This window comes from Ramlibacter paludis (assembly GCF_022012305.1).
In the GTDB taxonomy this organism is placed as follows: Bacteria; Pseudomonadota; Gammaproteobacteria; order Burkholderiales; family Burkholderiaceae_C; genus Ramlibacter; species Ramlibacter paludis.
Genome location: NZ_JAKLTM010000002.1, coordinates 209,309 through 222,622, shown reverse-complemented (window position 1 = coordinate 222,622; position 13,314 = coordinate 209,309). Strand labels below are relative to the sequence as shown.

Sequence of the window (13,314 nt, the reverse complement as noted above, 5' to 3'; positions counted from 1 at the left end):
GCCGCCTTACTGGTGGCGGACGTTGATCGACTGCAGGTAGCTCACCACGTCGCCGATCTGTTCGTCGGTGAGTTCCTCGCCCCAGGGCGGCATGAACTCCGAGCGGCCCATGCCCTTGCCGCCGAGGCGCACCATCAGCCGCATGTACGCGGCGTTCTTGTCGCTCGCGCGCAGGTTCGCGGGGCGCGGATCGTACAGGCGCGCGGCGCGCCCGTTGCCGTCGGCATTGGGGCCGTGGCAGGTGACGCAGTAGTTGAAGAAGACCAGGCTGCCGCGAAAGACGGTCGCGTCGGGCCCGTCGCGCGCCAGCAGCGGCCGAGCCGTCGTGGTGACCACCTGCGCGTAGGCGCTGCTCAATTGCGCAGCGGCTTGCAGGGACAGCAGCAGCGCCGCGGCCAGCAGGGCCGCACGCTTCACTTCCTGACCTCGACGGTCATCTTCATGTCGGGATGCACCGCGCACTCGACGTCCACCGTGCCGGCCTTGTCCATCACGACCGCCTTCGACTGGCCCTGGCCGTAGGAGCCGAGGTCGAAGCTCTTGACGTCGGAGAGCGAGAAGATGTTGTGGGCGAAGGGATCGTCGTTGACGAAGCGCACGCTGTCGCCCTGCTGCACGGTGATCTTCTTGGTGGAGAAGGCCTTGCCCTTCTGGGTGACGACGTGTTCGCCGGCCTGCGCCTGCCCGATGGACAGGGCGCACAAAGCGAGAGCGAGGGCGGAAATGCGGGTCATGGGAGCTCCGGGGGTGGTTGGCGCAGGTCAGGCCTGCAGGTTGGACAGGCGCTGCAACAGCGCGGAGGAGGTGCCGGCCAGCGAGGTCGAGGTGGTGTCCAGCAGCTGCGCATGGCGGTCGCCGTCGGCCAGCTGTTCGCCCACGGCCTGGGAAGCCTGGTCGATGGAGCGCACGCGTTCCACCTGGCGCTGGAAGCTGCCGCGCAGGCCCTGCACTTCGCGGTGCATGCCTTCGGCCAGCGCCTGGTTGGAGCGCGCGGAGGTGTCGAGCGCGGCGATGCGGCCGGCGCCGGCGTCCATGGCTTCGCTGGTTTCCTGCACGGACTGCGTGGTGGCGGCCAGGCCGCGGGTGATGTCTTCGCTGGCGCGGCGGATCTGCAGCGCGGCCTCCTGCGTGTCTTCGGACAGCTTGCGCACCGAGCTGGCGATCACCGAGAAGCCGCGGCCGGCCGCGCCGGCGCGCGCGGCTTCCACCGCCGCGTTCAAGGACAGCAGGCGGGTGGTGAAAGAGATGCTTTCGATCTGGTCGGCAAAGCGCGCGATCTCGCCGCGGCTGTGGCCCAGCGCCTGCGTGGTCTCCAGCAGGGCGTGCAGGCGGGCGGTGGTCGCGCCGATCTGCGCGGCGACGCCGGCGGCTTCCTCGGCATGGCGGCGCGACATGCTGGCCGATTCCTGGCAGGTGCGATCGAGCTGCTCCACGCCCTGCAAGCAGCCGTCGGCTTCCTGCGTCATGGTCTGCGCGGCTTCCTGGAAGCGCTGCAGCAGCACGCGCAGCGCGTGGTTGGAGCGCTGTACTTCGCCGTTCAGTCCGTCGAGCTCCTGGCCGCCCGAGGCGAGTTCGCCGGCGCTGTGGGCCACTTCTTCCAGCAGCTGCTCCACCGGGGAGAAGCGCCTCTGCAGCCGCCGGTAGAACAGGATGCCCGTCGCGGTGCTGAGGACCGCCGTCGCGAGCAGGGCAAACAGCATGCGCTGGAACAGCGCGGCGCGCTGCTCGCCGGCCATCTGGCGCGCGGCGGCCTGGTCTTCCAGCAGGCTGGTGGAGACGGTGTCGATGCGCTTGAGCGGCTCCGCGATCGCCTGCCGCGCGGCCGTGGCTTCGGCGCGGGCGCCCTTGCGCGCGAGCACGATCACCTGCACGCGCGGCTCCTTGACGTTCTCGACCAGCCGGCCCATTTCCTCGGCGTTGGCGTTGCCGGGCAGCGCCGCGCGCAACGCGGTCACCGCGTCTTCCAGGCGCGCGGCAGCGGCGATCGAAGCGACCGCGGCAGCGCGGACCTTGGCCGGGTCTTCCTCGGCGATGGTGCGGGCGAGCAGGCTTTCGACTTCGACGACGGCCAGCCGCGTGTCGACGGCGGCGCGCGAGCGGGCCTCGTCGGCCGCCTGCGCGCGCTCCACTTCGGAGATCACCAGCCACATGGCGAGCGCCGAGATGCCGGCGACGACCACCACCAGCGCGGTGAGGCTGGTGGCGAACCAGGTGAGCTGGCGTTTCCAGCGCGCGACCGCGCTGCGCGGGCGGCCGCGCCGCTCCGGCGCCTCGCCCCCGGTCGCGGACGCGAAGGGAACGAAGGTGTCCGCCGTGGCGGCCGCCTTGCTCATGGGCTCCCCCCTTTGGCTTCTTGTCTTATTGCGGCAGCTGCGGCGGCACGAAGGCGGCGTGGCGGCCGGTGAGGGCGCGCAGGAAGGCGACCAGGTCCTCCTTGTCGCGCTCCGTCAGGTCCAGCTTGCGCACGTCGGGCGAGCGGTTGCTGGCGTCCTCGCCGCCGCGCGCGTAGTACTCCACCACCTCGCGCAGCGTGGCGGCCGAGCCGTCGTGGAAGTAGGGCGCGGTGTTCTCGATGTCGCGCAGGGTCGGCGTCTTGAACGCGCCCTTCATGGCATCGAGCTTGCGGAAGGCGTAGCGGCCGACGTCGCCGGACTTCAGGCCCACGTTGTGGAAGCCGTTGTCGGTGAAGTTGGGGCCGTTGTGGCAGGCCGCGCAGTTGGCCTTGGCCGGGTCGGTGAACAGCTTGAAGCCGCGGTACTGCGCGGGCGTCAGCGCCGTGCGGTCGCCCGCGACCCAGCGGTCGAAGTTGGAATCGGTGGAGACCAGCGAGCGCTGGAACACGGCCAGGGCCTTGGAGATGCTTTCCTGCGTGATCGCCTCGCCCGGGTAGGCGGCGGCGAACATCTTCTGGTACCCCTCCAGGGCGCCGAGCCGCTCGGCGGACGCCTTGTAGTCGGCGACGCTCAGGTGCCGGTGCGGACCCATCGCGTGGTCTTCCAGCGACTTCTTGCGGCCGTCCCAGGTGAACTGGGTGTTGTAGCCGACGTTCAGCACGGTGGGCGAGGCGCGCGTCATCACGTCCTTGCCGACCGCGGAGGTCTTGCGGCCGTCCGACCAGCCCAGCGTGGGTTCGTGGCAGGAAGCGCAGGACATCCCGGAGGGACCGGACAGCCGCGTATCGAAGAACAGCGCCTTGCCAAGCGCCACGCGCGCGGGCGTGCTGGGGTTCTCGGCGGGCTGGGGAATGGAGGCCGGCAACAGCCAGGCACGGTCGGCGGTGGCGGCGGCGGGAACGCGTTCACCGGAGTCGGCGCCGGCGCAGGCGGCTAGGCCGGCAGCGACGAGCAGCGCTGCGGTGGACGTGGCGAGGACGGAAGCAAGCTTCGACATGGGCAACTCCGGTGGCTGGGAGAAACCGGCTCCTCATGGCCGGGTGCCTGTAACTGTATGCTTCACTAGATACAACTAGCAACAACCGTCCGTTACCCCGGCGCTGCCGCCCGTCGTCAAAGAAAGGCTCGCCCTCCTCCATTTGGAGGGGCTGCACCGTTCACGTGCGCAGTCGCAGCTGCCCCGGCAGCGGCACCGACCGCCGCAGCACGTCCTCGGCCAGCCAAAGCGCGGAGCGCCGGGCGCGCTGCGCCACGAAGGGCAGCGGCATCTGCACGTAGTCGTCGTTGAAGACCTCGAAGCTGTAGTCGCCCTGGTAGCCCAGCGCGTCCAGCTTCAGCACCATGTCGACCAGGTCGGCCGTGTGCACGCCTTCGTTCGGGAAGACGCGGTAGGTGCGGGCGGTGGCCATGCGTTCCTCGAAGGTGCGCGTTTCCTGCCACATGAAGTCCGACAGCTGCACCAGGAAGATCTTCTTCGGGTCGAGGTTCTCGATCTCGTCCAGCGGCGTCTTCGCGGCGAGGATGTGGAAGGAGTCCAGGCCGACGCCCAGGTTGGGGCAATCCGCGCGACAGACGACGTCCCAGGCCGTGGTGAACTCGTTGATCGTGCGGCCCCACGAGAGGCCTTCGTAGGCGATGCGAATGCCGAAGGGAATGGCCAGCATCGCCAGCTTGCGCAGGTCGCGCGCGATGTGGTCCAGGTCCGCGCTGGCGTGGGTGGAGGTCGAGGAGCAGGCGAGCAGCACGTCGCAGCCGAGCGCCGCGCACATCTCCAGCATCTGCTTGGCGATGTCCACCTTGTACTGGTGCAGGTGGCCCGACAGGCCTTCGAAGTCGCGCAGCACCTGGAAGCCGGTGCCGCGCAGGCCGCTGGCCTTGACCACTTCCACCGCTGCCCTCCAGCCGCCCGGGTGGCCGTTGAGGTCGTTCGCCTTGAGCATCACCTGGCGGAAGCCGGCGTCGGCCATCGCTTCGAGCTTGGCCTCCAGCGGCCCGGCGAGGGTGATGGTGTCCATGCCGAAGTCGCGCATGGCCTGCTGCACGCTGCGCGAGTCGGTCATGGCTGTTGGCTGTGCACCAGCTCGAAGACGACCGAGCCCAGGTAGGTCTTGGTGATGGCGCCGCGCTGCTCGGTGTGCGCCGCTTGGCTCTCGACGAATTCCATGCCGAGCGCGCGCAGCGCCTTCACGGCGGCCAGCACGTCGGGTACGCCCAGGCCGATGCGGTGCAGCCGCTCGCGGTTGTCGACGGAATCCGGCTCGGGCTCGATGATCTGCAGCATGAAGCGGTTCGCCGGCTGCAGCGCCGGCGCCCGCAGCAGCTTGCCGGCCGGCATGATGCCGAAGCGCTGCTCGTCGGGGATCAGGCTGGTGCCGAACAGCTCCGAGTAGAACTCGATCCAGTCGTAGCTGCGGCCCGCGCCTATGTATTGCACGATGCCGAAGAAGTGGATGCCGGCCACGGCGGGCGGCTTCTGGTCCACCGAGGGAATCGGCACGAAGTCGACGTCGTAGATCGAGAACTCGTCATACCTGTCGACGAAGTGGATGCGGCTGCCGCCGACCCCGTGGATGGCGGGGATGTTCAGCTCCATCGCCTCGGGATGCGTCGGCACCTCCCAGGCGCCGCGCTCCAGCACCCGCTGGTAGGCCGCGCGCGCATCGCGCACGCGCATGGCAACGGCCGCGATGGTGGGCGTGTCGGGCAGGCCGCCCTGGCCCTCGGCGTCGGGCGGATGCGCGTTGATCACGATGTTGAGGCCGCCTTGCCGGTACAGCAGCACTTCGCGCGAACGATGCCGCGCGACCGGCCGGAAGCCCATCATCTCCAGCACCTGGCCCAGGGCCTGCGGCTTGGCGGTGGCGAACTCGATGAACTCGACGCCGTCGAGGCCCAGCGGGTTGGCTTCGTCGCTGAAGGAGTCGAGCATCGGCTCGCGCGCGTGTTCGGGATGCAGCAGCAGGTCGCTCATGGCGGGCCTTTCAGTAATGCAGGCGCGCGACGGCGCGCAGGTTCTCCGCGGTCGTGGTGGGAAAGCCGAAGAACTCCAGGTAGGCGGGGATCTGCTCGAACAGCATGTCCGAGCCGATCTGCACGCGGCAGCCGCGAGCCTGGGCCGCGGTGAGGAAGGCCGTCATCTCGGTCTTCATCACGACTTCGCCCACGAAGGTGCGCGCCTCGAGCCGGTCCATGTCCATCGGCAGGGGGTCGCCCGGGTTCATGCCCAGCGGCGTGGCGTTGACGACGAGGTCGAAGCCGGCCGGGTCGTTGCTGCCGGTCGAAACGTCCAGCGCCGGATAGTTGTCGCGCAGGCGCTGGCCCAGGGCCTCGGCCACGGCGGCGTTGACGTCGTAGAGCGCGATCGCGCCCACGCCCGCCGCGGCCAGCGAGGCGGCGATGGCCGAGCCGACGCCGCCCGCGCCCACCACGAGCACGCGCGCGCCCTGCAGGTCCAGGCCCTTGCGCTGCACGCCACGGACGAAGCCGGCACCGTCGAACATGTCGCCCACCAGGCGGCCGTCGGCCGTGCGCTTGACGGCGTTGCAGGAGCCGGCGACGCGCACCGTTGCCGTCACTTCGTCCAGCAGGTCGACCACGCTCACCTTGTGCGGCATCGTGATCAGCGCGCCGCGGATGTTCTCCAGCGTGAACAGGCCTTGCAGCACGTTCGGGAAGTTCTGCGGCTTGCACCCCATGGGCACGACCACCGCGTTCACCCCCACCGACTCGAAGTAGGGGTTGTAGATCATCGGCGCCTTGAACGAATGCGTGGGCCAGCCCAGGTGCGCGATGAATTCGGTGTTGCCGTTGATCATGTCGCCCGCGTGCGCACCAGCGCGTCCAGCGCGACCAGGTAGCCCTGCACGCCGAAGCCGATGACGATGCCCGCCGCCACCGGCGAGATCCAGGACTTGTGGCGGAACTCCTCGCGCGCATGCACGTTCGAGACGTGGCATTCGATCACCGGCAGGCCGTCCACGCCCTTGATGCAGTCATGCAGGGCGACCGAGGTGTGGGTGAAGGCGCCGGCGTTGAACACGCAGCCGAGCGCCTTGCCTTCCTTGTAGAGGCGGCCGTACTCCTGGATCTTGTCCAGCAGCGCCCCTTCCCAGTTGCTCTGGAAGCACTCGACCTCGTAGCCCAGCCGCTCGCCGGCTTCGCGGCACATGGCCTCGACGTCGGCCAGGGTGGTGCGGCCGTACTGTTCCGGCTCGCGGGTTCCCAGCAGGTTCAGGTTGGGTCCGTTGAGGACGAGGATCTTCTTCATGCTTACTTCCGGGCCTTTTCCAGCTCGGCCATCATGGCCTTTACCGTGGCTTCGCCGGCGGTGGCGGAGTGCTTGGCGATCACCGGCTTCATCTTGTCGCGCAGCTTGGCCACTTCGGCCGGCGCCAGTTCGGTGATCTGCATGCCGCTCTTCTTCAGGCTGTCGAGGCCGGTGGCCAGCGCTGCGCGCGACTGGGCGCGCTCGAAGGCGATGGACTCGTGCGCCGCGTCCTGCAGGATCTTGTGCTCGGCGGGGCTGAGTGTGTCCCAGAACTTCTTGCTGACGATGATGGACTGCGGGTTGTACTGGTGGTAGCTGAGCGTCATGTACTTCTGCACTTCGTTCAGCTTGGCGCCGATGATGGTGGCCACCGGGTTCTCCTGGCCGTCGACGGCGCCCTGTTCCAGCGCGGCATACAGCTCGGGGAAGGGCAGGGGCGTGGGGTTGGCGCCGAGCGCACTGACCCAGTCGACGTTGATCGGGTTGGGGATCACGCGCAGCTTGAGGCCGGCGATGTCTTCCACCTTGGTGATGGCGCGCTTGCTGTTGGTGAGGTGGCGGAAGCCGAGCTCGTAGTAGCCCAGGCCGACCAGGCCCTTCTCTTCCAGCTTCTTGTGCATCATCTGGCCGAACGGGCCGTCCACCACCGCGTCCGCTTCCTTGGCGTTGCCGAAGAGGAAGGGGAAGTCGTAGATGGAGAAGTCCTTCACCAGGCTGGCGAAGATGCCCGAGTTCATCGAGGCCATCTCCAGGGTGCCGCCCTGCAGCGAGGACACGTTGGCCTGGTCGCTGCCCAGCGCGCCGCCGGGGAACACGTTGACCTTCAGCTTGCCGCCGGACTTCTGGTCCACCAGCTCGGCGAACTTGTCCATGCCGTTGACCAGCGGGTGGCCCTTGGCGTTCTGGTTGGCGAACTTGATGGTCTTGGTCTGCGCCTGGGCCATGCCGAAGGCGGCCACGGCCACGCAGGCCACCAGCGTCTTGAGGAACAGTCGTTTCATGCTTGTCGTCTCCTGGGAAAATTGCTTGGACATCAGCCGTAGAACCAGCGCGCCGGCACCATCACCAGCTGCGGGAAGAACACCATCAGGAACATGACGGCGAACTGCGCCACCATGAAGGGCCACACGCCCTTGGTCACTTCGTCCATGCTCACCTTGCCGACGCCGGCCACGGTGGACAGCACCGTGCCCACCGGCGGCGTGATCAGGCCGATGGCGTTGTTGATCATGAACAGCACGCCGAAGTAGACGGGGTCGATGCCCGCTGCCTTGACGATGGGCATCAGCACCGGCGTCAGGATCAGGATGGTGGGCGTCATGTCCATCGCGGTGCCGACCACCATGGTCAGCACCATGATCGCGAGCATCAGCAGGGTGGGTTGGTCCAGCAGCGGCTTCAGCAGGGTCACCACTTCGGCCGGCAGGTTGGCAACCGTGATCATCCAGGCCGAGACCATGGCGGCGGCCACCAGGAACATGATCACCGCCGTGGTGCGGGCCGCGGCTTCGAACAGGCCGTACAGCTGCGAGAGCTTCAGCTCCTTGTAGATGACCGTTGAGACGAACAGGGCGTAGACCGCGGCGACGACGGCGGCTTCGGTCGGCGTGAACACGCCGAACTTCAGGCCCACCACCACGATCGCCGGCAGCACCAGCGCGAAGGTGGCGTCCTTGAGCGCCGTGATCACTTCGGCCTTGGTGGCGCGCGGCGCGGCTTCGATCTTCTCCTTGCGCACCAGCCACCACCAGGTGAGCCACAGCGCGCCGCCCAGCATCAGGCCGGGAGCGATGCCCGCCATGAACAGCTTGGAGATCGAGACGTTGGCGGCGACGCCGAACACCACGAAGCCGATCGAGGGCGGGATGATGGGGGCGATGATGCTGGCGGCCGACAGCAGGCCGGCCGAGCGCGCCGTCGGGTAGCCGGCGCGGTTCATCATCGGCAGCAGCAGCGCGGCGAGCGCCGCTGCGTCGGCCACCGCGGAGCCCGAGAGCGCCGCCATGATGATGGCCGCCATGATCGCCACGTAGCCCAGGCCGCCGCGGACGTGGCCGACCAGCGTCATCGCGAAATTGACGATGCGCCGCGACAGGCCGCCGGCGTTCATGATCTCGCCGGCCAGCATGAAGAAGGGCACGGCCAGCAGCGGGAAGCTGTTGGCGCCCTCGATGGTGTTCTGCGCCAGGATCTGCGCGTCGAACATGTTCATGTGCCACATGAGGGCGGCGCCGCAGGCGAGCAGCGAGAAGGCGATCGGCACGCCCAGGGCCATTGCGCCGAGCAGGGCGCCGAGGAAGATCGTGATGGTCATGGCGGCGGCTTACTTGCGGGTGGCGGGGGCCGTGAGGGGGATGGCGGCGTCGGCTTCGGCCTCGCCGTGCGGGACTTCGTCTTCCGATTCGGTGATGCCGATCAGCTCCGACTCGGCCAGCTTGCCCGTGAGCAGCCGGTACAGGTCGTTCAGGATGAACAACATGGCGAACGCCGAGAAGAACACCCCGGTGGCGTAGAAGTAGCCCATCGAGGCTTCCATCACCGCGCTGGTCGTGCCCGAATTGATGATCGTCTGCTTCCACGAGCCGACCAGCATCAGCCAGCACAGGTACAGCATCAGCAGGTGGCTCAGGCCCAGGCAGATCTTCTTGCCCAGCACCGGCAGCCGCGACACCAGCGTGTCGGTGCCCAGGTGGGCGTGCTGGCGCAGGGCGACCAGCGCGCCGAGGAAGGTCATCCAGACGAAGAGCCAGCGCGAGAGCTCCTCCGACATGGTGATGCCGCTGTTGAAGCCGTAGCGCAGCACCACGTTGCCGAACACCATCACCACCATCAGGAACAGCGCCGCCACCATCACTATGGATAGCAGGCGGCAGAACTGGTCGATCAGTCTTTGCAGCATCACTTTGTCTCCTGGGTCCGGATTTTGTACGGACTGGTTAGTTTTATATGTGCGGGAAAACCCGTAGCCGCGACCAGCGGCTTTCAGCCCTTGCGCATGAACCGCACGATCATCTCCACCACGTTGTCGCGCCGGTGGGTGATGTAGCTGGGCGAGCGGATGTCGAGCTTGAAGATCAGCCCGAAGGTGTGCTGGTTGGACACGTTGAAGAAGCTCAGGGCGGAGATGGAGGCGTGGATGTCCACCGGGTCCAGCCCCTTGCGGAACACGCCGGCCTTCACGCCGCGGTCGTACAGGTGCTTGATGGCCGCGATGGCCGGCACGTTCAGCTCCTGGATGCGCTGGCTCTGCGCCAGGTACTGGCCGCGGTTGATGTTCTCGCTCATCACCAGGCGGATGTAGTTCTCGTGATTGAGGTGGTGGTCGAAGGTGAAGGCGACCAGCCGGCGCAGCGCCTGTTCCGGCTCCAGGTCCTGCAGGTGCAGCTCCGCTTCGATGTCGCGCACCTTCTTGTACGACTCCTCCAACACGGCGAGGTAGAGCCCTTCCTTGCTGCCGAAGTAGTAGTAGATCATCCGCTTGCTGGTCTGGGTAGCGGCCGCGATCTCGTCGATGCGCGCGCCCGCCAGGCCCTTCTCGCCGAACTCGGTGGCGGCGATTTCGAGGATGTTGGCCTTGGTGCGCTCCGGGTCGTTGGTGCGCGTCGTCTCCTTGCCGGCCGGCTTGGCGCCCTTCGCCGCCGGCTTCCGCGAATGTACTAGTTCGTTCATTCGGCGGAGTATAGGACCGCCGACCCGCTACGCCAACTCCGCTCGCCGCGCCAGGTCGGCGCCGCGGCGCGAACAGGCGATCGCTGCCGCCTGCGCGGCGAATTGCAGCGCCACCGCGAGCGCGCCGGCGTCCAGCGCCTGCAAGGCTTGCGGCGTCAGCACGTCGTGTTCGGCCAGCCAGGCGAGCAGGGCCGCCTGGAAGCCGTCGCCGGCGCCGACGGTGTCGACGAGCGGCATGGCGACCGCATCGACCCGTGCGCTGGCTTGCCCGGTGAAGGCCAGGGCCCCGCGCTCGCCCTGTGTCACCACCACCAGCCGCACGCCCTGGGCCAGCCAGCGCCGCGCCAGCGCTTCGGGTTCCTCCCCCGGATAGAGCAGGGCGGCGTCTTCGGCGCTGAGCTTCAGGAGGTGCGTGCGCTCGGCCATCCACTCCAGCGCGCTGCGCCAGCGCGCCGGCGAAGGCTCGACGTTCAGGCGCACGTTCGGGTCGTAGGCGACCAGCAGGCGCGCGTGTTCGCGCTCCACCAGCCGCAGCAGCGTGGCGGCAACGGGCTCGACGACGATCGCATACGAGCCGACGTGCAGCACGCGCGTGTGCGCGGGCAGGGTCGCCAGGGGGCGCGCGGCCAGCAACCGGTCTGCCCCCTGCGCGCCGTGGAAGGCATACGCCGGCACGCCGTGCGCGTCGGTGGTGACGACGCTCAAGGTGGTGGGCGCGGCGAAGCGCTGCACCGCCGCCAGGTCCACGCCTTCGCTTTCCAGCAGTTGCAGCAGGCGCTGGCCGAAGGCGTCGGTGGAGATGCCGCCCGCAAAGGCAACGGGCTGGCCGAGCCGGGCCAGGCCGAATGCCACGTTGAAAGGGGAGCCGCCGGCGCGGGCGTCGAGTGCCAGGCCCGCGGACGTGTCTCCCGCCGGGAACACGTCCATCAAGGCTTCGCCGCAGACCAGGAACATGCGCAGCGTCAGACCGAGTCGGCGGCCGGATCCTGCGCCAGCTTCTGCACCAGCAGCGTGAGGCGGTGCGCGGCCTCCGCATCGCCATGCTTGCGCTGCCAGCGCAGCAGGTCGACGAAGGCGTTGCCGCCCAGGGCGCGGACGGCGATCTTCACGCTTTCGAACAGCGCGTCGTCCAGCGCGAGGTCTCCCTCGATGCAGCGCACGGCCATGAAGGGGACGCGCTCCAGTTCCGGCGTGGCCTTCATGTGGCGCAGCAGGTCGTACATGCGGCCCTCGTCGAAGTGGCAGCCGCACACCACCAGCGCGGGCGGCGGATGCAGCAGCTTGCGGGCTTCTTCGACGCTGTGCGCCGGGACGAGCGAGGCACTGGTGGGAAGGGCGCGCCGGAATGCCGCGACGCCCTCCGGGGTGTCGGCGACAAGGATGGAGGGGGCGCTGGACATGTGTGGATTAGTGTAATGCAATGACACCCGAATGGCCACCCCATGGCAGTGCCGGGAGCGTGCGTGAAAGCGTCGGATTCGCTGCCTCCGCTTTCGTTCCGCCGGCGGCCGTGCACTATTTCTCCCCCATGCGGCGGATAGCTCGCTGGGCGTGCAGGCGTAAGGTGCAAGGATCATGCAATCGCCTACCGTCATCACGCGCCTGCAGTGGGGCGCCCTCCCGTTCCGGGGTGAGCTGCGCGCGCTCGGCACGGTGCGGCAGATCGTCGTGCACCACGCCGCGGGTTACGGCGCCGCCACGCGCCAGGAAGGCGCCCGCCAGGTCGCGGCGTTGCAGAAGCTGCACCAGGGGCCGCTGTGCAACTGCCCCGACATCGGCTACCACTTCCTGGTCGACGCCGGCGGCCACGTCTACCAGGGCCGCCCGTACTTCCGCGGCGAGACGCTGGACGAACTGCCGCAGTTCGCATTGGGCAACCACGTGCTGAACGTCGACTCGCACAAGCTGGGCATCTGCCTGCTGGGCTGCTTCCATGCCGAGGGCGGCGAATGCAGCGACACGCCGACGCCCGAGGCCCTGCAAGCGCTCGAGCAACTGCTGGGCTACCTCTGCCGCGGTTATGCGGTGCGGCCCTCGGACATCCTGACCCACCGCGACTTCGTCGCGACCACCTGCCCGGGCGAGAAGCTTTACGTGGCGCTGGGCCAGGTGCGGGACCGGCTCTCGCTGGCGGGCGGCTACCCCGCCGAACTCGCGGCCTGAGCGTCCTGCAGGCGGCGCCGGAACAGCGCGAATAGGCGCTCCCAATGGCGCTCGGCCGAAGGCTGGTCGTAGATGCCGGTGCGGCGCGGGAAGACGAAGCCGTGCTGCGCGCCGGGGTACCACTCGATGCGATACGGCGTGCCGCCTGCCTTCAGGGCCGCCTCGAGCTTCGCGATGGTCTCGCGCGGCGCCCAGATGTCGGTCTCGGCACAGGCGAAGTAGCTCTCGCACCGGATGCGCGGCGCCATGCGGTGCGGCGAGTCCTCGCGCTCCGTGACCAGGTTGGCGCCGTGGATCGAGGCAATGGCCTGGATCCGCTCCGGCAAGGCCGCGGCGGCCGCCATCACGAAGGGGCCGCTCATGCAGTAGCCCACCGCGCCGACCCGGCGCGCCTCCGCTTGCGGCTGCCCGTCGACGAAGCGCAGCATCGCTTCCGTGTCGCGCACCGCCATCGCATTGGTCAGGCTGTTCATGTGTTCGAACATCGGCTTCATGCCCTCGGGCGTGCGCTCCTTCAGTTCGAACTCCCGTACCCGCCGGTAGTACAGGTTGGGCAGCACCACGTAGTAGCCGACCGCGGCGAGCCGGCGCGCCATGTCGTGCAGTTCCTCGCGCTTGCCGGGCGCGTCCATGTAGAAGAGCACCACCGGGTGCGGTCCGCCTTCGTCGGGATGGACCACGAAGCTGTTCATGACGCCGTCGGCGGTGGGAATGTCCAGGTGCTGTTCGATCATGGTGCTTGCGCTCCTCGCGGCCGAGCTTGCCAGCGCCCGGCCGCGTTGCCTACCGGGTAGTCCCGCGCCTACACGGCTGTGCTTGCGT

At 68.5% G+C, this 13,314-nt stretch carries 16 protein-coding genes; 1 reads left to right on the top strand and 15 read right to left on the bottom strand.

The annotated features are described in order from the left end of the window. Positions 1-6 precede the first annotated feature (6 nt). The 14 genes from LZ009_RS07785 to LZ009_RS07720 all read right to left on the bottom strand — a co-directional run bounded on the left by LZ009_RS07785 (position 7) and on the right by LZ009_RS07720 (position 11,729). Complete coding sequence (locus LZ009_RS07785; protein WP_275697338.1) at positions 7-417, bottom strand: c-type cytochrome; 411 nt, start codon at positions 415-417, stop codon at positions 7-9. Beyond that, positions 414-734, bottom strand: coding sequence for a cupredoxin domain-containing protein (locus tag LZ009_RS07780; protein ID WP_275697337.1), 321 nt, complete (start codon positions 732-734; stop codon positions 414-416). Before LZ009_RS07780 ends, LZ009_RS07785 begins: the two co-directional genes overlap by 4 nt. A gap of 27 nt (positions 735-761) precedes the next feature. Continuing rightward, positions 762-2,333, bottom strand: coding sequence for a methyl-accepting chemotaxis protein (locus LZ009_RS07775; protein WP_275697336.1), 1,572 nt, complete (start codon positions 2,331-2,333; stop codon positions 762-764). Positions 2,334-2,358: 25 nt separating this feature from the next. Continuing rightward, positions 2,359-3,390, bottom strand: coding sequence for a cytochrome-c peroxidase (locus LZ009_RS07770; protein WP_275697335.1), 1,032 nt, complete (start codon positions 3,388-3,390; stop codon positions 2,359-2,361). 160 nt (positions 3,391-3,550) lie between these two features. Then, positions 3,551-4,453, bottom strand: a complete 903-nt coding sequence (locus LZ009_RS07765) for a sugar phosphate isomerase/epimerase family protein (RefSeq protein ID WP_275697334.1) — start codon at positions 4,451-4,453, stop codon at positions 3,551-3,553. Next, positions 4,450-5,364 (bottom strand): 4-hydroxyphenylpyruvate dioxygenase, encoded by a 915-nt coding sequence (locus tag LZ009_RS07760; RefSeq protein WP_430300210.1) that lies wholly within the window; start codon positions 5,362-5,364, stop codon positions 4,450-4,452. The genes LZ009_RS07765 and LZ009_RS07760 overlap by 4 nt, the downstream gene beginning before the upstream one ends. 10 nt (positions 5,365-5,374) lie before the next feature. Then, positions 5,375-6,208, bottom strand: coding sequence for a shikimate dehydrogenase family protein (locus LZ009_RS07755; protein ID WP_275697333.1), 834 nt, complete (start codon positions 6,206-6,208; stop codon positions 5,375-5,377). After that, a complete protein-coding gene (aroQ, locus tag LZ009_RS07750; protein ID WP_275697332.1) occupies positions 6,205-6,660 on the bottom strand; it encodes a type II 3-dehydroquinate dehydratase in 456 nt (151 codons plus the stop codon). The genes LZ009_RS07755 and aroQ overlap by 4 nt, the downstream gene beginning before the upstream one ends. A 2-nt stretch (positions 6,661-6,662) precedes the next feature. Next, positions 6,663-7,661: a TRAP transporter substrate-binding protein gene (locus tag LZ009_RS07745; protein ID WP_275697331.1), complete on the bottom strand. Its 999-nt coding sequence runs from the start codon at positions 7,659-7,661 to the stop codon at positions 6,663-6,665. Positions 7,662-7,693: 32 nt separating this feature from the next. Further along, positions 7,694-8,974, bottom strand: a complete 1,281-nt coding sequence (locus LZ009_RS07740; RefSeq protein ID WP_275697330.1) for a TRAP transporter large permease subunit — start codon at positions 8,972-8,974, stop codon at positions 7,694-7,696. A 9-nt stretch (positions 8,975-8,983) separates the two neighbouring features. Next, on the bottom strand, positions 8,984-9,559 hold the full coding sequence (locus LZ009_RS07735) for a TRAP transporter small permease (RefSeq protein WP_275697329.1): 576 nt from the start codon (positions 9,557-9,559) through the stop codon (positions 8,984-8,986). A gap of 83 nt (positions 9,560-9,642) precedes the next feature. Continuing rightward, positions 9,643-10,329 (bottom strand): TetR family transcriptional regulator, encoded by a 687-nt coding sequence (locus tag LZ009_RS07730; RefSeq protein ID WP_275697328.1) that lies wholly within the window; start codon positions 10,327-10,329, stop codon positions 9,643-9,645. Between the two features lie 27 nt (positions 10,330-10,356). After that, a complete protein-coding gene (locus LZ009_RS07725) occupies positions 10,357-11,283 on the bottom strand; it encodes a carbohydrate kinase family protein (protein ID WP_275697327.1) in 927 nt (308 codons plus the stop codon). An 8-nt stretch (positions 11,284-11,291) separates the two neighbouring features. After that, positions 11,292-11,729, bottom strand: a complete 438-nt coding sequence (locus tag LZ009_RS07720) for a hypothetical protein (protein WP_275697326.1) — start codon at positions 11,727-11,729, stop codon at positions 11,292-11,294. Positions 11,730-11,904: 175 nt separating this feature from the next. Here LZ009_RS07720 and LZ009_RS07715 point away from each other — a divergent pair, with 175 nt between their 5' ends. Beyond that, entirely contained in the window at positions 11,905-12,492 is a 588-nt protein-coding gene (locus LZ009_RS07715; RefSeq protein WP_275697325.1) for a peptidoglycan recognition protein family protein, read from the top strand. On the opposite strand, the gene LZ009_RS07710 is transcribed toward LZ009_RS07715, so the two are convergent. After that, positions 12,468-13,226 (bottom strand): dienelactone hydrolase family protein, encoded by a 759-nt coding sequence (locus LZ009_RS07710; protein ID WP_275697324.1) that lies wholly within the window; start codon positions 13,224-13,226, stop codon positions 12,468-12,470. The two genes, LZ009_RS07715 and LZ009_RS07710, sit on opposite strands and share 25 nt — an antisense overlap. Positions 13,227-13,314: the final 88 nt, after the last annotated feature.

Bases quoted from the DNA above. Each gene is read 5' to 3' on its own strand.
- LZ009_RS07780 (WP_275697337.1), bottom strand. From the start codon at position 734: ATGACCCGCATTTCCGCCCTCGCTCTCGCTTTGTGCGCCCTGTCCATC.
- LZ009_RS07775 (WP_275697336.1), bottom strand. From the start codon at position 2,333: ATGAGCAAGGCGGCCGCCACGGCGGACACCTTCGTTCCCTTCGCGTCC.
- LZ009_RS07770 (WP_275697335.1), bottom strand. From the start codon at position 3,390: ATGTCGAAGCTTGCTTCCGTCCTCGCCACGTCCACCGCAGCGCTGCTC.
- LZ009_RS07765 (WP_275697334.1), bottom strand. From the start codon at position 4,453: ATGACCGACTCGCGCAGCGTGCAGCAGGCCATGCGCGACTTCGGCATG.
- LZ009_RS07760 (WP_430300210.1), bottom strand. From the start codon at position 5,364: ATGAGCGACCTGCTGCTGCATCCCGAACACGCGCGCGAGCCGATGCTC.
- LZ009_RS07755 (WP_275697333.1), bottom strand. From the start codon at position 6,208: ATGATCAACGGCAACACCGAATTCATCGCGCACCTGGGCTGGCCCACG.
- aroQ (WP_275697332.1), bottom strand. From the start codon at position 6,660: ATGAAGAAGATCCTCGTCCTCAACGGACCCAACCTGAACCTGCTGGGA.
- LZ009_RS07745 (WP_275697331.1), bottom strand. From the start codon at position 7,661: ATGAAACGACTGTTCCTCAAGACGCTGGTGGCCTGCGTGGCCGTGGCC.
- LZ009_RS07740 (WP_275697330.1), bottom strand. From the start codon at position 8,974: ATGACCATCACGATCTTCCTCGGCGCCCTGCTCGGCGCAATGGCCCTG.
- LZ009_RS07735 (WP_275697329.1), bottom strand. From the start codon at position 9,559: ATGCTGCAAAGACTGATCGACCAGTTCTGCCGCCTGCTATCCATAGTG.
- LZ009_RS07730 (WP_275697328.1), bottom strand. From the start codon at position 10,329: ATGAACGAACTAGTACATTCGCGGAAGCCGGCGGCGAAGGGCGCCAAG.
- LZ009_RS07725 (WP_275697327.1), bottom strand. From the start codon at position 11,283: ATGTTCCTGGTCTGCGGCGAAGCCTTGATGGACGTGTTCCCGGCGGGA.
- LZ009_RS07720 (WP_275697326.1), bottom strand. From the start codon at position 11,729: ATGTCCAGCGCCCCCTCCATCCTTGTCGCCGACACCCCGGAGGGCGTC.
- LZ009_RS07715 (WP_275697325.1), top strand. From the start codon at position 11,905: ATGCAATCGCCTACCGTCATCACGCGCCTGCAGTGGGGCGCCCTCCCG.
- LZ009_RS07710 (WP_275697324.1), bottom strand. From the start codon at position 13,226: ATGATCGAACAGCACCTGGACATTCCCACCGCCGACGGCGTCATGAAC.